At 43.6% G+C, this 18,443-nt stretch carries 22 protein-coding genes; 13 read left to right on the top strand and 9 right to left on the bottom strand.

Translation table 11 applies throughout. The annotated features are described in order from the left end of the window. Positions 1–29 precede the first annotated feature (29 nt). From EO130_RS10520 to EO130_RS10490, 7 genes are read left to right on the top strand one after another with little or no spacing between them, the layout of a single operon-like run. Entirely contained in the window at positions 30–803 is a 774-nt protein-coding gene (locus EO130_RS10520) for a ParA family protein (RefSeq protein WP_127141470.1), read from the top strand. Beyond that, complete coding sequence (locus tag EO130_RS10515) at positions 804–1,709, top strand: ParB/RepB/Spo0J family partition protein (protein WP_127141469.1); 906 nt, start codon at positions 804–806, stop codon at positions 1,707–1,709. It begins immediately after the preceding gene. Next, positions 1,702–2,358 (top strand): DUF5683 domain-containing protein, encoded by a 657-nt coding sequence (locus EO130_RS10510; protein WP_241244340.1) that lies wholly within the window; start codon positions 1,702–1,704, stop codon positions 2,356–2,358. The genes EO130_RS10515 and EO130_RS10510 overlap by 8 nt, the downstream gene beginning before the upstream one ends. Before the next feature lie 3 nt (positions 2,359–2,361). After that, positions 2,362–3,063 carry a 4-hydroxy-tetrahydrodipicolinate reductase gene (gene dapB, locus EO130_RS10505; RefSeq protein ID WP_127141468.1) on the top strand — a complete coding sequence of 234 codons (702 nt, stop codon included), beginning with the start codon at positions 2,362–2,364 and terminating at the stop codon, positions 3,061–3,063. A gap of 49 nt (positions 3,064–3,112) precedes the next feature. Next, positions 3,113–4,855: a signal peptidase I gene (gene lepB, locus EO130_RS10500; protein ID WP_127141467.1), complete on the top strand. Its 1,743-nt coding sequence runs from the start codon at positions 3,113–3,115 to the stop codon at positions 4,853–4,855. Between the two features lie 20 nt (positions 4,856–4,875). Further along, positions 4,876–5,508, top strand: a complete 633-nt coding sequence (locus EO130_RS10495; protein WP_127141466.1) for a WbqC family protein — start codon at positions 4,876–4,878, stop codon at positions 5,506–5,508. Then, positions 5,501–5,809: a DUF6122 family protein gene (locus EO130_RS10490; protein WP_127141465.1), complete on the top strand. Its 309-nt coding sequence runs from the start codon at positions 5,501–5,503 to the stop codon at positions 5,807–5,809. The genes EO130_RS10495 and EO130_RS10490 overlap by 8 nt, the downstream gene beginning before the upstream one ends. On the opposite strand, the gene EO130_RS10485 is transcribed toward EO130_RS10490, so the two are convergent. From EO130_RS10485 to EO130_RS10455, 7 genes are all read right to left on the bottom strand, one after another. Beyond that, positions 5,798–6,835, bottom strand: a complete 1,038-nt coding sequence (locus EO130_RS10485) for an endonuclease/exonuclease/phosphatase family protein (protein ID WP_127141464.1) — start codon at positions 6,833–6,835, stop codon at positions 5,798–5,800. The two genes, EO130_RS10490 and EO130_RS10485, sit on opposite strands and share 12 nt — an antisense overlap. Positions 6,836–6,838: 3 nt before the next feature. After that, positions 6,839–7,702 (bottom strand): rhomboid family intramembrane serine protease, encoded by an 864-nt coding sequence (locus EO130_RS10480; protein ID WP_127141463.1) that lies wholly within the window; start codon positions 7,700–7,702, stop codon positions 6,839–6,841. 3 nt (positions 7,703–7,705) lie between these two features. Further along, positions 7,706–8,440, bottom strand: a complete 735-nt coding sequence (locus tag EO130_RS10475; protein WP_127141462.1) for a rhomboid family intramembrane serine protease — start codon at positions 8,438–8,440, stop codon at positions 7,706–7,708. Continuing rightward, a complete protein-coding gene (mutL, locus tag EO130_RS10470; protein WP_127141461.1) occupies positions 8,441–10,291 on the bottom strand; it encodes a DNA mismatch repair endonuclease MutL in 1,851 nt (616 codons plus the stop codon). Further along, the gene (locus EO130_RS10465) at positions 10,291–10,575 is read right to left on the bottom strand and encodes a riboflavin synthase subunit beta (protein WP_127141460.1); all 285 of its coding nucleotides are present in this window, start codon (positions 10,573–10,575) and stop codon (positions 10,291–10,293) included. Before EO130_RS10465 ends, mutL begins: the two co-directional genes overlap by 1 nt. 216 nt (positions 10,576–10,791) lie before the next feature. Next, the gene (gene ribH, locus EO130_RS10460; protein ID WP_127141459.1) at positions 10,792–11,274 is read right to left on the bottom strand and encodes a 6,7-dimethyl-8-ribityllumazine synthase; all 483 of its coding nucleotides are present in this window, start codon (positions 11,272–11,274) and stop codon (positions 10,792–10,794) included. Between the two features lie 3 nt (positions 11,275–11,277). After that, the gene (locus EO130_RS10455; RefSeq protein WP_127141458.1) at positions 11,278–12,039 is read right to left on the bottom strand and encodes a tetratricopeptide repeat protein; all 762 of its coding nucleotides are present in this window, start codon (positions 12,037–12,039) and stop codon (positions 11,278–11,280) included. 127 nt (positions 12,040–12,166) lie between these two features. On the opposite strand from EO130_RS10455, the gene recF reads away from it, so the two are divergent. The 3 genes from recF to EO130_RS10440 are packed head-to-tail and all read left to right on the top strand — an operon-like array spanning position 12,167 to position 13,969. Further along, the gene (gene recF / locus EO130_RS10450) at positions 12,167–13,246 is read left to right on the top strand and encodes a DNA replication/repair protein RecF (RefSeq protein ID WP_127141457.1); all 1,080 of its coding nucleotides are present in this window, start codon (positions 12,167–12,169) and stop codon (positions 13,244–13,246) included. A 1-nt stretch (position 13,247) separates the two neighbouring features. Beyond that, positions 13,248–13,673 carry a hypothetical protein gene (locus EO130_RS10445; protein ID WP_241244339.1) on the top strand — a complete coding sequence of 142 codons (426 nt, stop codon included), beginning with the start codon at positions 13,248–13,250 and terminating at the stop codon, positions 13,671–13,673. Next, the gene (locus tag EO130_RS10440) at positions 13,673–13,969 is read left to right on the top strand and encodes a DciA family protein (protein ID WP_127141456.1); all 297 of its coding nucleotides are present in this window, start codon (positions 13,673–13,675) and stop codon (positions 13,967–13,969) included. The genes EO130_RS10445 and EO130_RS10440 overlap by 1 nt, the downstream gene beginning before the upstream one ends. Before the next feature lie 189 nt (positions 13,970–14,158). Here EO130_RS10440 and EO130_RS10435 read toward each other — a convergent pair whose 3' ends face one another. Together EO130_RS10435 and EO130_RS10430 are read right to left on the bottom strand one after the other, a co-directional pair. Further along, positions 14,159–14,578 carry a nucleoside-diphosphate kinase gene (locus EO130_RS10435; protein ID WP_127141455.1) on the bottom strand — a complete coding sequence of 140 codons (420 nt, stop codon included), beginning with the start codon at positions 14,576–14,578 and terminating at the stop codon, positions 14,159–14,161. 48 nt (positions 14,579–14,626) lie between these two features. Further along, positions 14,627–15,661: an alkaline phosphatase D family protein gene (locus EO130_RS10430; protein ID WP_127141454.1), complete on the bottom strand. Its 1,035-nt coding sequence runs from the start codon at positions 15,659–15,661 to the stop codon at positions 14,627–14,629. A gap of 74 nt (positions 15,662–15,735) precedes the next feature. Between EO130_RS10430 and EO130_RS10425 the strand changes: the two genes are divergently transcribed. The 3 genes from EO130_RS10425 to EO130_RS10415 are packed head-to-tail and all read left to right on the top strand — an operon-like array spanning position 15,736 to position 18,415. After that, a complete protein-coding gene (locus EO130_RS10425) occupies positions 15,736–16,752 on the top strand; it encodes a DHH family phosphoesterase (protein WP_127141453.1) in 1,017 nt (338 codons plus the stop codon). After that, positions 16,749–17,297: a gliding motility-associated peptidyl-prolyl isomerase GldI gene (gene gldI, locus EO130_RS10420; RefSeq protein WP_127141452.1), complete on the top strand. Its 549-nt coding sequence runs from the start codon at positions 16,749–16,751 to the stop codon at positions 17,295–17,297. Before EO130_RS10425 ends, gldI begins: the two co-directional genes overlap by 4 nt. A gap of 11 nt (positions 17,298–17,308) precedes the next feature. Further along, a complete protein-coding gene (locus EO130_RS10415) occupies positions 17,309–18,415 on the top strand; it encodes a peptidylprolyl isomerase (protein WP_127141451.1) in 1,107 nt (368 codons plus the stop codon). The last annotated feature ends 28 nt before the right edge of the window (positions 18,416–18,443 follow it).

Raw genomic sequence — 18,443 nt, 5'->3', positions numbered from 1 at the left:
CGTATTTTTAACGCCTAACTTACTATGAAATGGGCAAGATTATTGCAATAGCAAACCAAAAGGGTGGTGTTGGAAAAACGACCACTACAGTAAACCTTGCAGCCTCCTTGGGCGTATTGGAAAAAAAGGTTTTGTTGATCGATGCAGACCCCCAGGCCAATGCCACCTCAGGATTGGGCATTGACGTGGATTCCGTGGAAAACGGGACTTATCAGCTTTTGGAGCACACGATGAGTGTGGAAGAAGTGACCGTTACCACAGACTCCCCAAATGTAGACCTAGTTCCCGCTCACATTGACCTTGTGGCTATCGAGATTGAATTGGTGGACAAGGACAATAGGGAATATATGATGAAGGAAGCCCTAAAGAATTTGGGCGATAAATACGACTTCGTATTGATTGATTGCGCCCCATCTTTGGGATTGCTTACCTTGAACGCACTCACTGCAGCAGACTCCGTAATGATTCCCATTCAGTGCGAGTATTTTGCTTTGGAAGGTCTCGGCAAATTATTGAACACCGTAAAAAGTGTACAAAAAATACACAACAACGATTTGGACATTGAAGGCATGTTGTTGACCATGTACGATTCTAGGTTACGACTTTCCAACCAAGTGGTTGAAGAAGTGAAAAAACACTTCGCGGATATGGTTTTTGACACCATTATCCAGAGAAACGTTAGGCTGAGCGAGGCCCCAAGTTATGGCGAAAGCATTATAAAATACGATGCAAGTAGTAAGGGAGCCTCCAATTACCTTAACTTGGCCAACGAAATTTTGAAGAAAAACAAGGAGAAAGTTTAGATGGCGAAAGCAACAAAAAAACAGGCGTTGGGAAGAGGCCTGTCCGCGCTTTTAAAGGACCCGGACAATGACATTCAATCAGTTTCGGACAAAAATGCGGACAAGGTTATAGGTAGTGTAGTTGAACTGGATGTCAATTCCATTGAGGTAAACCCATTTCAGCCCCGCTCCAATTTTAATGATGAAGCTTTGGAAGAACTGGCCAGTTCCATTCGCGAACTTGGTATAATTCAGCCCATCACCGTGCGGAAACTGGATTTCAACAAATTCCAGTTGGTCTCCGGGGAGCGTAGGTTCCGTGCCTCCAAGTTGGTGGGATTGGAAACCATACCTGCCTATATCCGTATAGCCAACGACCAAGAATCCTTGGAAATGGCCTTGGTGGAGAATATCCAAAGGCAAGATTTGGACCCCATTGAAATCGCTTTGTCCTATCAAAGACTTATCGATGAAATTGAAATCACCCAGGAAAAATTGAGTGACCGGGTTGGTAAAAAGCGTTCCACCATTACCAATTACTTACGTTTGCTCAAGTTGGACCCCATCATCCAAACAGGAATGCGCGATGGATTCATCAGCATGGGGCATGGCAGGGCACTTATCAATATTGAAAGGAAAAAAGACCAGATTGCCATTTACGAGAAAGTGGTTTCCGAAGGTTTGTCCGTTAGAGCTACCGAACAACTGGTAAAGGCTAGAAAAGAGCCCGAAAGCACAGGCTCGGCCAAGAAAAAAAGCAGCCAAGACATACCGGAATTCGTTTCCAAAAGTCTCGATTCCATCAAAGAACGGCTTGCTACCAAAGTAGATATAACCACATCCAAAAACGGAAAAGGAAAAATTGTGATACCCTTCCACTCGGAAGAAGACTTTAAGCGTATCAAAAAATTATTGACTGGTGAATAAAAACCTCCTTTTACTGCTCTTTTCCTTTTTGTGGTTTCAGTTAGGTTTTTCTCAGGAAGAAGAGAAAACGGAAAACAAGAAGCAACCTCAGCAGACCCAAGAGGTAGATTCCCTTGCACAAAACATGAATGGGAAAGGCGTTACTTTTGAAGAAGTCACAAAACAAGAAAACATCAACCCGCTAGCGCCAAGCAAAGCTGCCTTCTATTCAGCTATTCTGCCCGGTCTTGGTCAAATTTACAATAAGCGATATTGGAAAGCCCCCATCGTTTGGGGAGCTATGGGAACCGGGATTTATGTGTATTCCTTCAACAATACAGAATATAGAAGGGCCCGAAATGCCTTTAAACGTCGCCTCGCCGGATTTGAAGATGACGAGTTCTTTGACCTGAATGGTGATGGCGTAGGTCCGGATGTATCTTCCGAAGCCTTGCAATCGGCTCAAGAAAACGCACAACGGGACAGGGACCTGGCTTTGGTGATCACCATAGCACTCTACGCCCTAAACATTATCGATGCCAACGTGGACTCACATTTAAAACAGTACAATGTTAGTGATGACTTGGCTGTGGATTTTAACCCTGTAATTGACATCAATCCATTCACAAACGACCTTAACTATGGCATGGCCATGGTGATAAAATTTTAGCATATGAAGATTGCTCTTTTCGGATATGGCAAAATGGGAAAAATGATCGAGCAAATTGCTCAAGATAGAGGCCATACCATTGTAGCAAAAATTGATGACCCTGCACAATACGTGGACTACAGCTCCATGGACGTAGCGATTGATTTCAGTACTCCAGAAGCTGCTTTTGAGAATATATCCAACTGCTTTACACACCAAGTACCTGTGATCAGTGGTACAACGGGGTGGTTGGACCAGTATTCGCAAGCGGTCCGGATTTGTGAAGAAAACAAGAGTGCTTTTATCTATGCCTCCAACTTTAGCCTCGGTGTAAACCTTTTTTTTGAACTCAATAAAAAGTTGACCCAAATGATGGCGACCGTGGACCAATATAATGTTTCCATGGAGGAGATACATCATACCCAAAAACTGGATGCACCTAGTGGAACGGCCATCACCTTGGCCGAAGGTATCATTGAAAACAGCTCCTACGAAAACTGGAAATTGGATGAATCTGGGAATAAAACCATCCCCATAAAATCCATAAGGGAGGGCATGGTACCGGGAACCCACACCATTTTTTATAAAAGCCCCGTGGACACCATCGAGATAAAGCACGAAGCCCACAACAGGGAAGGTTTTGCCTTGGGAGCGGTCATCGCCGCCGAGTGGATTCAGGGAAAAGCAGGCGTGTTTACCATGAAGGACGTGTTAAACCTAAGCTAAAAAACGTAACAACTATTTAGGCCGCGAGTCTAACAAAGAAATATGTATTATGGACGGAATTCAGTGGATTATTTTTATTCTGATAATTCAGGTCATCCATTTCTTGGGAACTTGGAAACTCTACGTTAAAGCCGGCAGAAAGGCATGGGAGGCTGCCATACCCGTGTATAATGGGATTGTTTTGATGAAAATCATCAACAGGCCTTGGTGGTGGGTCATTTTATTGTTCATTCCCATCATCAATTTATTGATGTTCCCCGTGGTATGGGTGGAAACCATCCGAAGCTTTGGTAAAAACTCGCTGGTCGATACTTGGCTGGTCATATTGACACTTGGTTTTTATATTTTTTATATCAACTATGCCGAAGATGTACAATATATTGAAGACCGAAGTCTAAAACCAAAAACAGGTTTGGGCGAATGGGTGAGTTCCATCGTATTTGCAATCGTAGCCGCAACTTTTGTCCATACCTATTTTATTCAACCCTACGTAATCCCAACAGGATCCTTGGAAAGAACCTTGCGGGTAGGCGATTTCTTGTTTGTGAGCAAGTTCCATTATGGGGCTCGCGTACCCATGACCACCTTGGCCGCCCCCATGGTGCATGATACACTTCCTGTGCTCAAGACGCGTTCTTATTTGGCCGACGTTAATCCAGAGACCTACAAGACTTCATGGATCAATAAACTACAATTACCATACATGCGCTTGCCCGGGTTCGAAAAAGTGGAAAAAAACGATATTGTCGTCTTTAGTTTGCCAGCGGATACCTTGTATCAGTTTTTCAAGGCACAAAAAGCGGTCATCAAACCCATCGACAAAAAATCGAACTACGTAAAACGATGCGTGGGAACCCCTGGGGACTCTTTGGAAGTCATCAACGGATATGTGTACATTAATGGAGAAAAGCTTCAGCTGTCTGACAGGGCAAAACCGATGTATCTATACGAAATTTACGCTAAAAATGGCGTCTCCAGTAGATATTTGGAAGAAGTGGACGCATCAGATTATGTTCGCAAATACATCGCCACGAACATCAATGAAGCGCAGTACAATGCATTGGCTCCTTTTATTTCAGGTGGAAGGCCAGCTGGAGATGGAAAAATTGAATTGTTCACTCAGGAACGAGGTATTCCTACGGAGGTAATCCGCCAATTGAGGCTTTCCCTTAGCGAGGAAAAACCGCGATCCCGTATGGCGAACCTCACCCACGACATGGTGACAGCGCTTAGAAATAATCCTGCTATTGATTCTGTGGTTCAAACCGTAGAACCGAAAGGAATGTATGGAGGAAATACATTCCCGCAAAAGCCCAACCTTTACCCATGGAACAACGACAACTTTGGTCCTATTTATATTCCAAAAGCAGGAACCACCGTAGCCATCAATTCGAGGACCATCCCCTTGTACAAGAAAATCATTCGCGATTATGAACACAACGATGTGAAGGTTACTGGTACCAAAGTGTTCATTAACGGGGAGGAGGCCGACTCCTATACCTTTAAGCAGGACTATTACTGGATGATGGGTGACAACCGCGACCATTCCGAGGACAGCAGGACTTGGGGCTATGTACCAGCAGACCACATTGTGGGCAAGCCCGTATTCCTTTGGATGAGTTTTGATAATTTTAGGCAAGGCATCGCCAATTGGAGAGTGCGTTGGGACCGTGTGTTCACCACCGTTGGCGGTAGTGGTAAGCCTGTCTCGTATTTCTGGTATTTCATTGGGCTTTTGGCCGCTTGGTTCATTTTTGATTTCTTCCGAAAGAAAAAGAAGAAAAACGCATAAGAAACCTAAATTCCAGTTCTTTGAAAATTCTTGTCCATCCTTCCTATTTTCCAAGCATCGCCACCTTTGCGGCTATGGTTCAGCATGAAATAATTTGGGAGGCAAAGGACAATTTTCAAAAGCAGACCTACCGCAACCGTTGTTATATCGCGACGGACAAGGGCAAGCATATGCTCAACATTCCCATACAACATGTAGGCGGCAAAGAAGGGCGTCAAAAATATGCGGATGTCACTACCGAGAATAGTTACAATTGGAAAAAGGAGCATTGGCGGACCTTGGAAACGGCTTACCGAACCTCCCCTTTTTTTGAGTTCTATGAGGATGACATCAAACCACTTTACGAAGGAGATGACGACGCACTATATGATTTCAACCTAAAGACCATTGAAGCCGTCGCAGGGTGCATCGGGATTACAGTGCCAAAGGGACAAACAACGGTTTACGAAGTACAACCAACTACATACCTCGACGCCCGATTTTTGGTAGAGGCGAAAAAAGAACAAGACTGGCCCATGCAGCCCTATCCCCAAGTTTTTGAGGAGCGCCATGGCTTTATTCCCAACTTGAGTATCTTGGACCTGTTGTTTAATGAAGGGACCAATACCTTATCTTACCTAAAAGATTTCCCTTTACATTTGCAAAATGCTTAGGCACTTTATCCATTACAGCATCCATTTTTTGGTGCCCATACTTATTGCGTTCTGGTTTTTTAAGGACCATCGCTTGAGGGTTGCCCTGATTCTTCTAGCAGGAATTTTGATTGATGTAGACCATTTTTGGGCAAACCCTATGTTTGACCCGCAGCGATGCAGCGTGGGATTTCATTTATTGCACAGCTATTGGGCCATTGCCCTATATTGCATATTACCCTTTTTCAAAAATACCCGGCTCATTGGACTGGCATTGATTATCCATATTATTGCGGATTCCGTGGATTGCCTATTGATGTGATTTCAATCGCAAGGTCGCCATTACCGGATAGTGGTCGGATAAGTGTTGGTCAAAGTTTTGATGGGAAAGCACCTCGAAGTTCTCATCGGCCAAGATGTAATCAATACGGAGAGGAAATTTAACAAAGTCATACGTTCGCCCCCAACCCTTTCCCATTTCCAGAAAACTGTCTTGTAAATCCCCTTTGACTATTTTGTATATATTGGAGAATTGGGTATTGTTCAGGTCACCACAAACAATATTGACATAAGGGCTTTTGTTAAAGTGTTCCCTAAAAATCTCGGCCTGCTCCAGTTGTTTAGCGAAGGTGGAAACCAATCTTTTATAGGTTCTTTCCGATTTCTCCCCATCGGTAAAGTTATCGGTGCTAGGTTTGAGTTTAAAAGATTGTAAATGCAGATTGTACACTCGAACGGTATCCATTTGAAACAGAATATCAGCGTAAATAATATTATTTTGGGTATGGGGCAAATCCAAAGAACCGTTGTTCACTATGGGGTATTTGGAAAAAATAGCTTGAGTGGCCCTTCTGTTGAAATTCGGCGTCTCACTGCGGTACGGATATTGCTGCAGCTGCTTGTTACGTCTTCTATTATGTTCTTGAACACAGAGAATATCAGGATTTACTTTTTCAACCAGCTCAATGATGCTATCGCCGATACCGGCATCTGGCATCCATCCATTCTTGTTGAAGCCCCAAACGTTGTAGGACATGATTTTTAAGTCTGACGCTGTTTCTTGGTAGGGTTCAGCCTTATCAAAACCATAAAATGGGCCGAACATGAGGTAGCCAAAACCCATCGCCAGTAACGACAGGATAAACCGACGTTTAAACTGTATCGCCCAATACAAAAAGAACAGCGCATTGAGAGCGAAAAGAAAAGGTACGACCAAACTCAATACTGAAATGGCAGCAAAAAATCGCAACGGCACGTAGGAAATGAGTCCTGTGACGATTAATAGTAGTGCAAACAATACATTGATTGCATAGGCTACCCTATCAAATATGGAGGTAGATTTTTTCACACGTCAGTCTTCCTTGCCAGCCTTGAACAAAAAGTCCTTTTCTTCTTTAGATAGGCTTTCGTAACCAGATTTGCTGATTTTATCGAGTATGGAGTCTATCTTCTTTTGCTTTGCTTGCTTGTCATAATCCGCTTTGCTGGTAGTTGATGCCCTGTTTTTGTACACCGTTTTCAATGGGGCCTTCTTTTCTTTAGGTTTGAAAAAGTTGGCAATACCATTTCTTAGGGTAGTGAAGCCAGCGCCAATGTCATTTCCTTTGAAGAGCTGACGTGCATACACGTAACCTAGAAAAGCTCCGCCTAAATGCGCCATGCCCCCGCCAATGTTATCACCCATACCGATAAGCACCAAATCCTTGACCACCAAGGCCACACCGATGTACCACAGTTTGATATTGAAGAAAATCACCCGCACCTCTTGATTGGGAATATAGGCACATACAAAAATCAATACGGCATTCACCCCCGCCGAAGCACCTACCAAGGCCGTATTGGAGTTGACCAAGGTGGGAAAGACATTGTAACTTAGTAAAAATAGGAGTCCGCCCAACATCAACCCCAAAAAGTAGACATTGATAAAACGTTGTTCATCGAACAGGTTCAAGAAAATCCTACTGGCAAAATAGAGTATGATCATATTCCAAAAAATATGCCCCAGACCCGCGTGGAAAAAAGAATAGGTCACCAACGACCACGGCTGTACCAAAAACTCGAAAAAATCCTTGGGCAAGTGGAACCATTTGGAGAAAGAATAGCCCAATAGCGCACCGGACAGGCCGTTAAGCAGAAATATGAGCACATTGACGGCTATTAGTTTTTCCGCAATACTCAGCCTAGCAAATTGGTATCGAAGTCCTCCGTTCATCATATATTAATCCCACCGATTATCGTTGAACTGGTTCTTTTTCCAGTACCACATCATTATAAACCCTATTAATGCTCCACCAATATGGGCAAAATGTGCCACACCGGTATTTACGTTGCCTATTCCGAAAATCAAATCTACAGCAATCAGAATAGGTACAAAATACTTCGCTTTTATCGGAACCGGTAAAAATATCAGCATCAATTTAGCTTCGGAATACATAAAGGCGAAGGCGACCAAAATACCATAAATGGCACCGGATGCTCCTACTGCTGGCGTATTAAAGGCCATCAACATGCTGTCTACAGTGCTCTTACCTACAATATCGTACCATCCTGGGCTGTATTGTCCATTGGCGATAATATCCAAAACCTGGGTCCGTGCAATTCCAGCCGCTTCCAAAGCGCTCATTCCTTCGTTGAATAAAAAATAATTTACTCCGGTGTGCAGCGCTGCGGAACCTAATCCTGCAGAAAAATAGAAAAACAAAAATTTGTTCTTGCCCCATATCCGCTCCAAAGGTGTTCCAAAGGCCCAAAGTGCATACATATTAAAGAGGATATGCATTAAGTTACCATGCATGAACATATGGCTTACGACCTGCCACCACTCAAAATTTGGATTTTTGGGAAACCATAATGATAGCCATTGGTACATTTGGTCTCCATATAATTGTGTGGCAAAAAACAGGATCACGTTTATGATCAACAAATGTTTTACTGCCTCGGTCATTCTACCCATCTAGTTGAATTTTTTATCAATATCTCCTTCGGAGATAATGGTGTAAGTTATTTTTTGAAAAGGGCTAAGCGTAGGTTCCTTGCAAGCAAAAAGATTATTCACCAAAGTCAATTGGGACTCTTGGTCCAGCACATCGCCCGTGCGAACGGCTAAATTTCTGCTCAAGGCCTTGGCCAGCATTTCGGCTTGCGAAATGGAGCCATCGGCAAAGCCTTCGCTATAATCAGAAATCAAACGATCCAATACCATGCCAATCCCACTCTCTGGAACCATCATCGGAACTCCTGTCACTTTTACAGTTTCCTCCTCCAAACTCTCAAAAGCAAAACCAATATTTGTCAGGCTCTCTTCAATTTCCTTCAAAATGGTCAACTCCTGTTTGCTAAAGGTCAGTTCCAATGGAAATAACAGTTGTTGACTTACGCCCTCCTTTACGGTAATCTCTCCCAGAAACTTTTCGAACAAAATGCGTTCATGCGCCCTGCTTTGGTGTATCACCAGCATTCCTGATTTTACAGTGCTCACCACATACTTTCGTCGCAACTGAAATGTGCTGGCCAAGTGTTCCTCAACACTTTCTTCGGAATATAGGGTACCCTGTCCGTCATTTTCGGATTCGATCACAACGCTGCTAAACCCATCTGTTTCACTTTGATGGCCAAGACCTTCATAGAGGTTTTCCCAACCTCTGCTTGACTGTTTTTGAAAACCACTTCCTGAATGATTTCGTTTGGTCGTAGCCTCTTCAAACGGATTGAAGCTGGCATCCACGGTCACTTTTGGAAGTACGGCTCCCTTCTCTTTATAGGAATAGGGCGTATCCAAATTGGGATCATGGTCAAAATCCAGAATGGGGGCCACATTAAATTGTCCTAAGCTATGCTTAATGGTAGACCTTAAAATGGCATATAGCGTGTTTTCGTCATCAAACTTCACCTCTGTTTTTGTTGGGTGGATATTGATGTCTATGGATGAAGGGTCAACCGCGAGAAACAAAAAATAACCAGGATACACATGGGATTTGATCAAACCCTCAAAGGCGGCCACTACGGCGTGGTGCAAATAGGGGCTTTTGATAAACCTGTTATTGGCAAAAAAGAATTGTTCTCCCCTACTCTTTTTAGCGAACTCAGGTTTGCAGATAAAGCCCGAAATGGTTACCACTTCGGTCTCTTCATTGACAGGAACCAACCGACCATCCATTTTACTGCCAAAAATATGGGCAATGCGCTGACGGTGCTTGGCTATGGGAAGGTTAAATATCTCGGAACCGTTGTTATAAAAGTGAAATTCAATATTGGGGTGCACTAAAGCGACCCTATGAAACTCATCTGTAATGTGGCGAAGTTCCACTTGGTCCGACTTTAAAAAATTACGTCGGGCAGGAATATTGAAAAATAAATTTTTGACGGATATGGAAGTGCCTTTAGGAGTGGCTACCACTTCTTGGGATACGATTTTGCTCCCCTCAATTTTTATGTGGGTGCCTACTTCATGGTCGGCGGTTCGGGTCTGCATGTCCACATGCGCAATGGCGGCAATCGAGGCAAGGGCCTCTCCCCGAAACCCTTTGGTCTGCAAGTTAAACAGGTCTTGGGCGGATGATATCTTGGAGGTCGCATGCCGCTCAAAGGAAAGTCGAGCATCCGTTTCGCTCATACCTGCACCATTATCCACCACTTGGATTAGCGTTTTGCCTCCGTCCTTAATGATCAATTTTATGGTAGTAGATCCGGCATCGATGGCGTTTTCCAAAAGTTCCTTTACCACGGAGGCCGGTCTTTGGACCACCTCCCCTGCGGCTATCTGGTTAGCGACATGGTCCGGTAAAAGTTTAATAATATCCGCCATTATGGATTTAGGAATATTGATAGGTCAAAATCGATGATAAACAGGAACACCAGCACCAACAAGGCCACGATGATCCAAAAACGAAGTTTTAGGTTTCTATCCCCTTCGGTCTGCAAATCGTCCATTGCAGAAGTAACCTTGTTTTTGAGACCTTTGGTGGAATGTGCCGTAGTCCTGAATTTATCAAGTTTGTGTTCAATTTTATAAGGATTCCCCTCGCCCTTGTAATACCTCGGGGAGTAATCGAAGCTCTTGTTTTTTCTAAGTTTTAAAGGGTTTCGCATGGTTTCCTTATCACTGTAACCTCAAAGGTACTCAAAATAGAAAAAAAGGGTCGGGACATCCTCCCAAAAAATGTTAACAGGGAAAAGTTCAAGTGCAAGTTCAAGAAACAAGAGGCAAGAACAGATACTATACAAACTAGCTCTTACTCCTGGGCAGTTGAAATCATTGGACTATTTTATTTTTCGAGCTTTAGTTTTTTCCTTGAACCTAAAGGATTACTTACCCAAAACCGCCATTTGAATAGCGGCAATAGCAGCTTCTGTACCCTTGTTCCCGTGTTTACCGCCACTTCTCGCTCTTGACTGCTCAATGTTGTCGTCTGTCAACACACAGAAAATTACGGGAACATCATAGGCCACGTTCAAGTCCTTAATGCCTTGTGCAGTGGCACTGCAAACAAAATCAAAGTGACTGGTTTCCCCACGGATTACACTGCCAATGGCAACAACAGCATCCAGCTTTTCCGTTTGAATCATTTTCTTGCACCCAAATGTCAGTTCAAAACTACCGGGTACATTCCATCGCAGAATATTTTCAGGCAGTGCCCCACAGTCCAAAAGTGCCTCTTTGGCTCCTTGGGCCAGAGCCTCTGTGATTTCATCGTTCCACTCAGAAACAACAATCCCAAACCGAAGGTCCTTCGCGTTTGGGATTTTGCTTTTATCGTAAACGGATAAGTTTTTATTCTCTGTGGCCATCTTTTAGTTTTGCGCCAATCCAATCAGGGCGTCAACACCATTGGCTTCCTGTGAATCTGGATATTCTTCCTTGATTCGTTCAAAGAATTCCAATGCCTTTGCTTTTTCGTTCAAATCCAAGGCAACTACTCCTGCCTTGTACAAGAATCTTGGCGCAGTAAATTCGTTGTCGCTATGTGCAATTGCCTTCTCGTAGTAATCCAAGGCATCTTCGGGCTGGTTCAATTGGGAAAAAGCATCACCAATGCCTCCTTTGGCCATGGCTCCCATAATATCGTCGTCGGATGAGAAACTTTCCAAGTGCTCAATGGCAAGATCATATTGCTTTAGGTTCAAATAGGTCATCCCTGCAGAGTACTTGGCCAAATTGGCTGCTTTTGTACCGCTATATTCCTCGATAATGTCCAAGAAACCATATTTTCCTTGGGCACCGTTCAAAGCCAAGGTGAACAATGAATCCCTCTCGGTTTCGCTGGCCAAGGCCTGATCAAAATATTGTTGTGGATAAAAAAGCTCGTTTGCAGCGGAAGCCTCTTTCGGGTTTTGGATAAATTGATGGTACCCTAAATAGGCCAAAACACCAAGAGCTACCACTCCGATAACCCCCAAAATATAGTTTTGGTTCTTCTGAACCCACTCTTCGGTCTTGGAGGCACTTTCGTCCAAAGTATTGAATACTTCGGCCGTAGTGCTATCGTGTTCCTCTAACTGAGCTTCTTCTTCCTTGTTTTTTGGCTTAAAGCCTCTCTTCTTGTATGTTGCCATCCGTCATTTAATTGGTCGCGCAAAAATAAAGTTTTTATCCAAAACCAAAAGCTAATTTATTCGTTATTTTTGGATTCCCGTTTTGGAGGGCTACCTTTTTAATTCCAAATTGTTTCTCACGATTTTTATGTTTTTAAGACATTTATCCTTAGTCAATTACAAGAATTTCGATTCCAAGACCTTGGAATTCGACCCTGTGATCAACTGTTTGGTAGGCGATAACGGGGTGGGCAAGACCAATGTTTTGGACTCCATTTACCATTTGTGCTTTGGCAAAAGCTACTTTAACCCGGTATCCACACAAAATATAAAACACGACACCGATTTCTTTGTAGTCGAAGGTGAGTTTGAGAAACAAGGGCGGACTGAAAAGATACTGTGCTCCTTTAAAAAAGGCACAAAAAAAGTGATCAAGCGCAATGGGAAACCGTATGAAAAGTTTTCGGAACACATCGGCTTTTTGCCGTTGGTCATCATTTCCCCTTCGGACCGCGACTTGATTTTGGAGGGCAGCGAAACCCGGAGAAAGTTTATGGATGGAGTCATTTCGCAGTCCGATAAGGTGTATCTGCAAAACCTCATCAAATACAACAAGGTAGTTTCGCAGCGGAATTCCTTGCTAAAGTATTTTGCCGCCAACCGGACATTTGACAAAGACACCTTGAGCATTTACAATGAGCAGATGCATACCTTGGGAACGGCCATCCATCAAAAAAGAGTGGAATTTATCGAGGCTTTCCTACCTATTTTCAAGGAGCAGTACCATAATATTTCGGAAAAAGACGAACAAATCGACCTCACCTATGATAGCCAGTTGAGTGATGACTCGCTTTTGCACCTTCTGGAAAAAAATATTGAGAAGGATCGCGCTCTCCAATATACTTCGGTAGGTGTGCATAAAGATGACCTAAACTTTACCATTGCAGGTCATCCCATTAAAAAATTCGGTAGTCAAGGTCAGCAAAAATCCTTTTTGATTGCCTTGAAATTGGCTCAATTCCATTTCATCAAGCAATTGGCAGACACTACCCCCATTCTCTTGTTGGATGATATTTTTGATAAACTGGACGAAAACAGGGTATCCCATATTGTTGGTTTGGTCAAGGATGAAAATTTCGGTCAAATCTTTATCAGTGACACCCACGCCGACCGCACCGAAAATGTCGTCAAGAACATTCACCAGAGTTATAAAATTTTTACCTTGTAACATGATGCAAAGATTTCTTTCCATTTTGGTTTTTTTGATGTTTTTGGCTTGCGGAGATTCGTCCGTGAACCTAGAAGATGTCCACTATTTAAATGGTTATTGGGAAATCACGGAAGTGGAATTTCCCAATGGCACCACCAAGGAATATGGCATCAATTCCACCATTGATTTTATCCACCTTGAGAATGGAAAAGGATTCCGGAAAAAGCTGAAGCCCCAATTTGATGGCACTTATGACACATCAAAAGATGTAGAAACCTTGTCCACCGCCACCACCAATGGAAGCGTCCTGTTACGTTATAAGACACCATTGAGCGAGTGGGAAGAAAAATTGGTGGAGTTGGACTCCCTTTCCTTCGCTGTAGTCAATGACGAAGGGGTGACCTACAAATACAAACGCTTTGAACCCCTAAAAATCCCGCAATAATGGCCAAAAGACACAGTTCACATATACCATTGAGCGAAGCTTTGAGTGAGTTTATACAGGAAAACAAGTTGCAAAAGGGCATGGACAGGGTAAATGCCCGGGATGCTTGGGCAAACCTTATGGGAAATGGGGTGAACAACTACACTACCAGTATGGAACTGAGGAACGAAACTTTGTATGTGTCCTTGTCTTCCTCGGTACTGCGTGAGGAACTGAGTTTGGGCAAAACCAAAATCATTAAAATGATCAATGAGGAGTTGGGCAAGGAATTGGTCAAAAAATTGGTGTTGCGGTAACTCGATGACATGCTGAACTTGCCTGCCTAACTAAAATGACTGGTTTCCGAGTCTCACCCTTATAGGGTTCCGAAAGAAGTTAGGAATGACGGTTCATTCAAATACGATGAGGGAGATTCCCCAACAAGTACAGCATAAAAAAAGCCACCCAAATAGGTGGCTTCCCATAAAAAGTATGTTGTAGGCCGATTAGTAGATTTCCCTTCCTGAAAAGTGGAAAGCTCCCTCGATAGCCGCATTTTCGTCGCTATCAGAACCATGTACCGCGTTTTCGCCAATGCTGGCTGCGTACAATTTTCTAATGGTCCCCTCGGCAGCCTCAGCTGGGTTCGTAGCCCCGATCAAGGCACGGAAATCATCCACGGCATTATCTTTTTCCAAGATGGCCGCCACAATGGGACCTCTTGTCATAAAATCCACCAATTCGCCAAAAAACGGACGCTCTTTGTGGATGGCATAGAATATTTCGGCATCCCTTTTGCTCAACTGTGTGTACTTCATGGCCACAATTTTAAATCCAGCAGCCGTAATTTTATCCAAAATCGCACCGATGTACCCGTTTTCAACGGCATCAGGCTTAATCATGGTAAATGTTCTATTTCCAGTCATTTTTTAAATTTTGCGCAAACTTACGCTTTTTCGACCAAGGTGCAAGGCTCAATAGCCTTGTTTTAACTCTTGCAGCACCTCTCCATTATCTCCCATCATCTTAAATTCCGCTTCTTTACCTTTGATATAGAGGTTAATGATACCATAACTTTTATCGGATACTACCTCGCCCACCCGATGTTGGTTGGGCTCTCCACTAAAGCTGGAATAGGAATGCGTAAGTCCGCTGCTGGTAAAATCGACCAACGGATACGAAAGGCCATCGATATCGGTCTTGGAGAACTCCGAAATATGTCGGTCACCGGATAAGAGCACCACACCCTTCGCCCCAGATTGAACGATTACATTTTCCAGTTTTTTCACTTCTAAAGGAAAATTACCCCAGGTCTCAAAACCGTGCTCTCCAGACAGTACCTGAATGCTGGACATAATTAAATTGAAATCGGCATCGGACTGGTTGAGCTCATTTTCCAACCATTGCCATTGTGTTGCCCCCAAAATGGTGGCCGTAGAGTCCATAGTGGGTTGGTAACGCCTTTTGTTATCTTCATTTTTGATGAGTTCACTTCTAAAATATCGAGTGTCCAGCACAATGATTTTTACTTTTCCAGCAGGTACCTCATACTCATGGGAAGCATAAACACCCTCTTGATTTCTCCGCTCACTATCGGCAGGTACGTCCATAAAATCTAAAAACATTTGCTGACTTTCAGCCTTAATGGTAAAATCGGCGCCTCCATCGTTCACACCAAAATCGTGATCGTCCCAAGTTCCAATAATCGGCACTTCCTTTTTCAGTGCGGCATAGCCAGAAACCGTATCCTGCATGGCATAAATGGCTTTCAACCGTTCCACGTCGTCAGTATCCGCGTAAACGATATCCCCGCCCCAAATCCAAACATCGGGCTGCTGTGCCAAAATATCGTCCCAGAAAAGATTGGGTTCCTGCGACATGTTGCAAGAGCCAAAGGCCACCACAAAATCGGGGGTCGGCGTCTCTTGGACCTCCTCCTTTTTCTCGGTTTTTTGTTTGCAGGCTGATAGTATAAGTGCCGCTGCCAGAAAGATGTAATATTGCTTCATGATGACTATTTAGTGAGTCAAAAATACACATAAACCAAGTTACCTCTATATTATATTATTGTATATTTGGCCGCATGAATTCAGCGGATATCACTACAGTAAAGTCCATTCTTTCCCAACCCCAAAAGATTGCCATCATACCCCACAGAAACCCTGATGGGGATGCCATGGGTTCCTGTTTGGCACTTTATGGATTTTTGACCAAAAAGGGGCACACGGTACATGTTGTAGCACCCAATGATTATCCAAAATTCTTGAAATGGATGCCCGGTAACGATAGTGTTATCAATTTTGAAAGGGAAAATTCAAAAGCCAAGGAAATTATTGATTCGGCGACCGTAATTTTCACGTTGGATTTTAACGATTTGTCGCGCGTAGGGCAAATGGAGAGCATACTCCAAGAGGCCAAGGCCGATTTTATTATGATTGACCATCACCAGCAACCCAGTGATTATGCGAAGGTGACCTATTCCGATGTAACCATGAGCTCTACCTGCGAGATGGTGTACAACTTCATCGCTTTTTTGGGGGAAACGGACCAGATAGATGCGGATATCGCCACCAATCTATATACCGGAATCATGACGGATACCGGTTCCTTTAAATACCGCTCCACCTCCAGCAAAACGCACCGCGTTGTAGCGGAACTGATTGACAAGGGAGCGGACAATATGGAAATTCACCAGGAGGTTTTCGATACCAATTCCCCGTCCCGTTTGCACTTGTTGGGCGTTGCACTGAGCAACATGGTCATTTTGCCTGAATACAGGACGGCCTACATCACCCTGACACAGGATGAGCTAGATCAATACGACTTTAAAAAAGGAGATACCGAAGGGTTCGTAAATTATGGTCTAACTTTGGAAGGCATTATTTTCGCGCTGATTTTTATTGAAAACCGTGAAGAAGGCATTATCAAGATTTCGTTGCGATCTGTTGGTGATTTTTCCGTGAATGAATTTGCCCGAGAGCACTTTAACGGAGGTGGACACAACAATGCAGCTGGGGGTCGAAGTGAATCGGGCATGGAAGAGACCATAGCCCGTTTCAATGAAATTTTGAAATCCTATAAAAGCAAATTGAATCCATGAAATATTCTATCGTTTTACTTTTGATGGCTTTTTTCGTAGGCTGTGGAGGCCCGGAACCCCGAAAACCCGTAGAAGTCAAATCGGGCAGTTTTTATAAGGAGTCCATAGAACGCACCAAAAAATTATTGGCCGAAGAAGAAAAGGCCATCCGTGAAATCATGGAAAACGATACGGTTCACGAATACCTGTCCAGCCCCAATGGATTTTGGTATTTTTATGAAACCAAAAATGATACCGCCACTTATCAATTAAAGACAGGCGACCAAATCTTGTTTTCCTACAATTTGATGACCTTGGGCAACGATACCATCTACACGGCCGAGGAGATAGGACCGAAATCCCATGTAATCGACAAGCAGCAATTGTTTCCGGGACTTCAAAATGCGGTGAAACTTTTAAAAATAAATGAAAAAGCGACTTTTTTCTTCCCCTCTCCCCTTGCCTTTGGGTATCAAGGAGATAATAAGGCCATTGGCCCAAAAACACCGTTAAAATCATCCGTAGAGTTACATACCATAATCATAGATAACGACAGTTTAAACTAAATTCATAAGCAATGAAAAAACTATTTTACAGCATACCCCTATTTCTCCTAGTGATCATAGGATGCAAATCGAGCAAATACGCCGATTTGGGCGACGGTATTTTTGCCGACATCCAGACCACCAAAGGGGATATCATCATCCAATTGGAATACAAAAAGACTCCGGTAACGGTGGCCAACTTTGTATCCTTGGCCGAAGGAAACAATCCCTTTGTAAGCGAAGAGTACAAGGACAAAAAGTTTTATGACGGCATCGTTTTCCACCGTGTCATCAAGGATTTTATGATTCAGGGCGGTGACCCAACCGGATCGGGAAGTGGCAACATTGGCTACACCTTTAAGGATGAATTCAATGATTCGTTGCGTCACTCCAAAAAAGGAATTCTGTCCATGGCCAACAGAGGTCCAAAGACCAATAGCAGCCAGTTCTTTATCACCCATAAAGCCACCCCGTGGTTGGACGACAAGCACACCGTTTTCGGGGAGGTTGTAGCGGGGATGGATGTCGTGGATACCATTGCCAATGTAAAAACTGGACAACGCGACAGGCCTGCCACCGATGTGGTGATCAACCATGTGGAAATTGTTCGCAATGGCAAAGAGGCAAGACAGTTCGACGCCGTTAAGGTCATGAGCGACTATTTTGAAGAAGCCAAAGCCGAAGAGGAAGCCTTCAAAAAAATGAAGGAGGATTTGGTGGCACAGTTCAACGAACAAATCAATGAAGCCGAGGAAACCTCTAGTGGTCTTCGCATTCTAAGTTTGAAGGAAGGCGATGGCGAAGAGCCCAAAGTGGGACAGATGGTAATGGTGAACTACGCAGGTTGGTTGTTCAATGGCGATTTGTTCGATAGCAACATTGAGGAGGTAGCGGAAAAATTCAACCAATTGAACCCTGGAAGAAGGGATCAAGGCGGTTACCGACCTTTCCCTATGTCCTATAGCCCAGATGCACAACTGGCCGCAGGTTTCCGAGAAGGATTGTTGACCATGAAAGTGGGCGACAAAGTTCGTCTGTTCATCCCTCCACATTTGGGATATGGAGATAACGATTACGGTCCTATTCCAGGAGGTTCCACCTTGGTTTTTGACGTGGAAATTGTTGGAATTCAAGAATAGCTATGATAAAACATCATATAAAAAAGCC

The sequence above is a fragment of the Flagellimonas marinaquae genome (assembly GCF_003992675.1).
Lineage (GTDB): Bacteria > Bacteroidota > Bacteroidia > Flavobacteriales > Flavobacteriaceae > Flagellimonas > Flagellimonas marinaquae.
The sequence above is the reverse complement of the archived record's forward strand: the minus strand, read 5'-3'. Positions and strand labels throughout refer to the sequence as shown.

What these genes read in the sequence shown, in the direction of transcription:
- EO130_RS10520 (WP_127141470.1), top strand. Translation starts at nt 30, where the DNA reads ATGGGCAAGATTATTGCAATAGCAAACCAAAAGGGTGGTGTTGGAAAA.
- ribH (WP_127141459.1), bottom strand. Translation starts at nt 11,274, where the DNA reads ATGGCCACAGAGAATAAAAACTTATCCGTTTACGATAAAAGCAAAATC.
- EO130_RS10455 (WP_127141458.1), bottom strand. Translation starts at nt 12,039, where the DNA reads ATGGCAACATACAAGAAGAGAGGCTTTAAGCCAAAAAACAAGGAAGAA.
- EO130_RS10415 (WP_127141451.1), top strand. Translation starts at nt 17,309, where the DNA reads ATGAAAAAACTATTTTACAGCATACCCCTATTTCTCCTAGTGATCATA.
- EO130_RS10490 (WP_127141465.1), top strand. Translation starts at nt 5,501, where the DNA reads ATGCTTAGGCACTTTATCCATTACAGCATCCATTTTTTGGTGCCCATA.
- EO130_RS10425 (WP_127141453.1), top strand. Translation starts at nt 15,736, where the DNA reads ATGAATTCAGCGGATATCACTACAGTAAAGTCCATTCTTTCCCAACCC.
- EO130_RS10440 (WP_127141456.1), top strand. Translation starts at nt 13,673, where the DNA reads ATGGCCAAAAGACACAGTTCACATATACCATTGAGCGAAGCTTTGAGT.
- EO130_RS10475 (WP_127141462.1), bottom strand. Translation starts at nt 8,440, where the DNA reads ATGGGTAGAATGACCGAGGCAGTAAAACATTTGTTGATCATAAACGTG.
- lepB (WP_127141467.1), top strand. Translation starts at nt 3,113, where the DNA reads ATGGACGGAATTCAGTGGATTATTTTTATTCTGATAATTCAGGTCATC.
- EO130_RS10430 (WP_127141454.1), bottom strand. Translation starts at nt 15,661, where the DNA reads ATGAAGCAATATTACATCTTTCTGGCAGCGGCACTTATACTATCAGCC.
- EO130_RS10480 (WP_127141463.1), bottom strand. Translation starts at nt 7,702, where the DNA reads ATGATGAACGGAGGACTTCGATACCAATTTGCTAGGCTGAGTATTGCG.
- dapB (WP_127141468.1), top strand. Translation starts at nt 2,362, where the DNA reads ATGAAGATTGCTCTTTTCGGATATGGCAAAATGGGAAAAATGATCGAG.
- EO130_RS10465 (WP_127141460.1), bottom strand. Translation starts at nt 10,575, where the DNA reads ATGCGAAACCCTTTAAAACTTAGAAAAAACAAGAGCTTCGATTACTCC.
- EO130_RS10445 (WP_241244339.1), top strand. Translation starts at nt 13,248, where the DNA reads ATGATGCAAAGATTTCTTTCCATTTTGGTTTTTTTGATGTTTTTGGCT.
- mutL (WP_127141461.1), bottom strand. Translation starts at nt 10,291, where the DNA reads ATGGCGGATATTATTAAACTTTTACCGGACCATGTCGCTAACCAGATA.
- EO130_RS10515 (WP_127141469.1), top strand. Translation starts at nt 804, where the DNA reads ATGGCGAAAGCAACAAAAAAACAGGCGTTGGGAAGAGGCCTGTCCGCG.
- gldI (WP_127141452.1), top strand. Translation starts at nt 16,749, where the DNA reads ATGAAATATTCTATCGTTTTACTTTTGATGGCTTTTTTCGTAGGCTGT.
- recF (WP_127141457.1), top strand. Translation starts at nt 12,167, where the DNA reads ATGTTTTTAAGACATTTATCCTTAGTCAATTACAAGAATTTCGATTCC.
- EO130_RS10435 (WP_127141455.1), bottom strand. Translation starts at nt 14,578, where the DNA reads ATGACTGGAAATAGAACATTTACCATGATTAAGCCTGATGCCGTTGAA.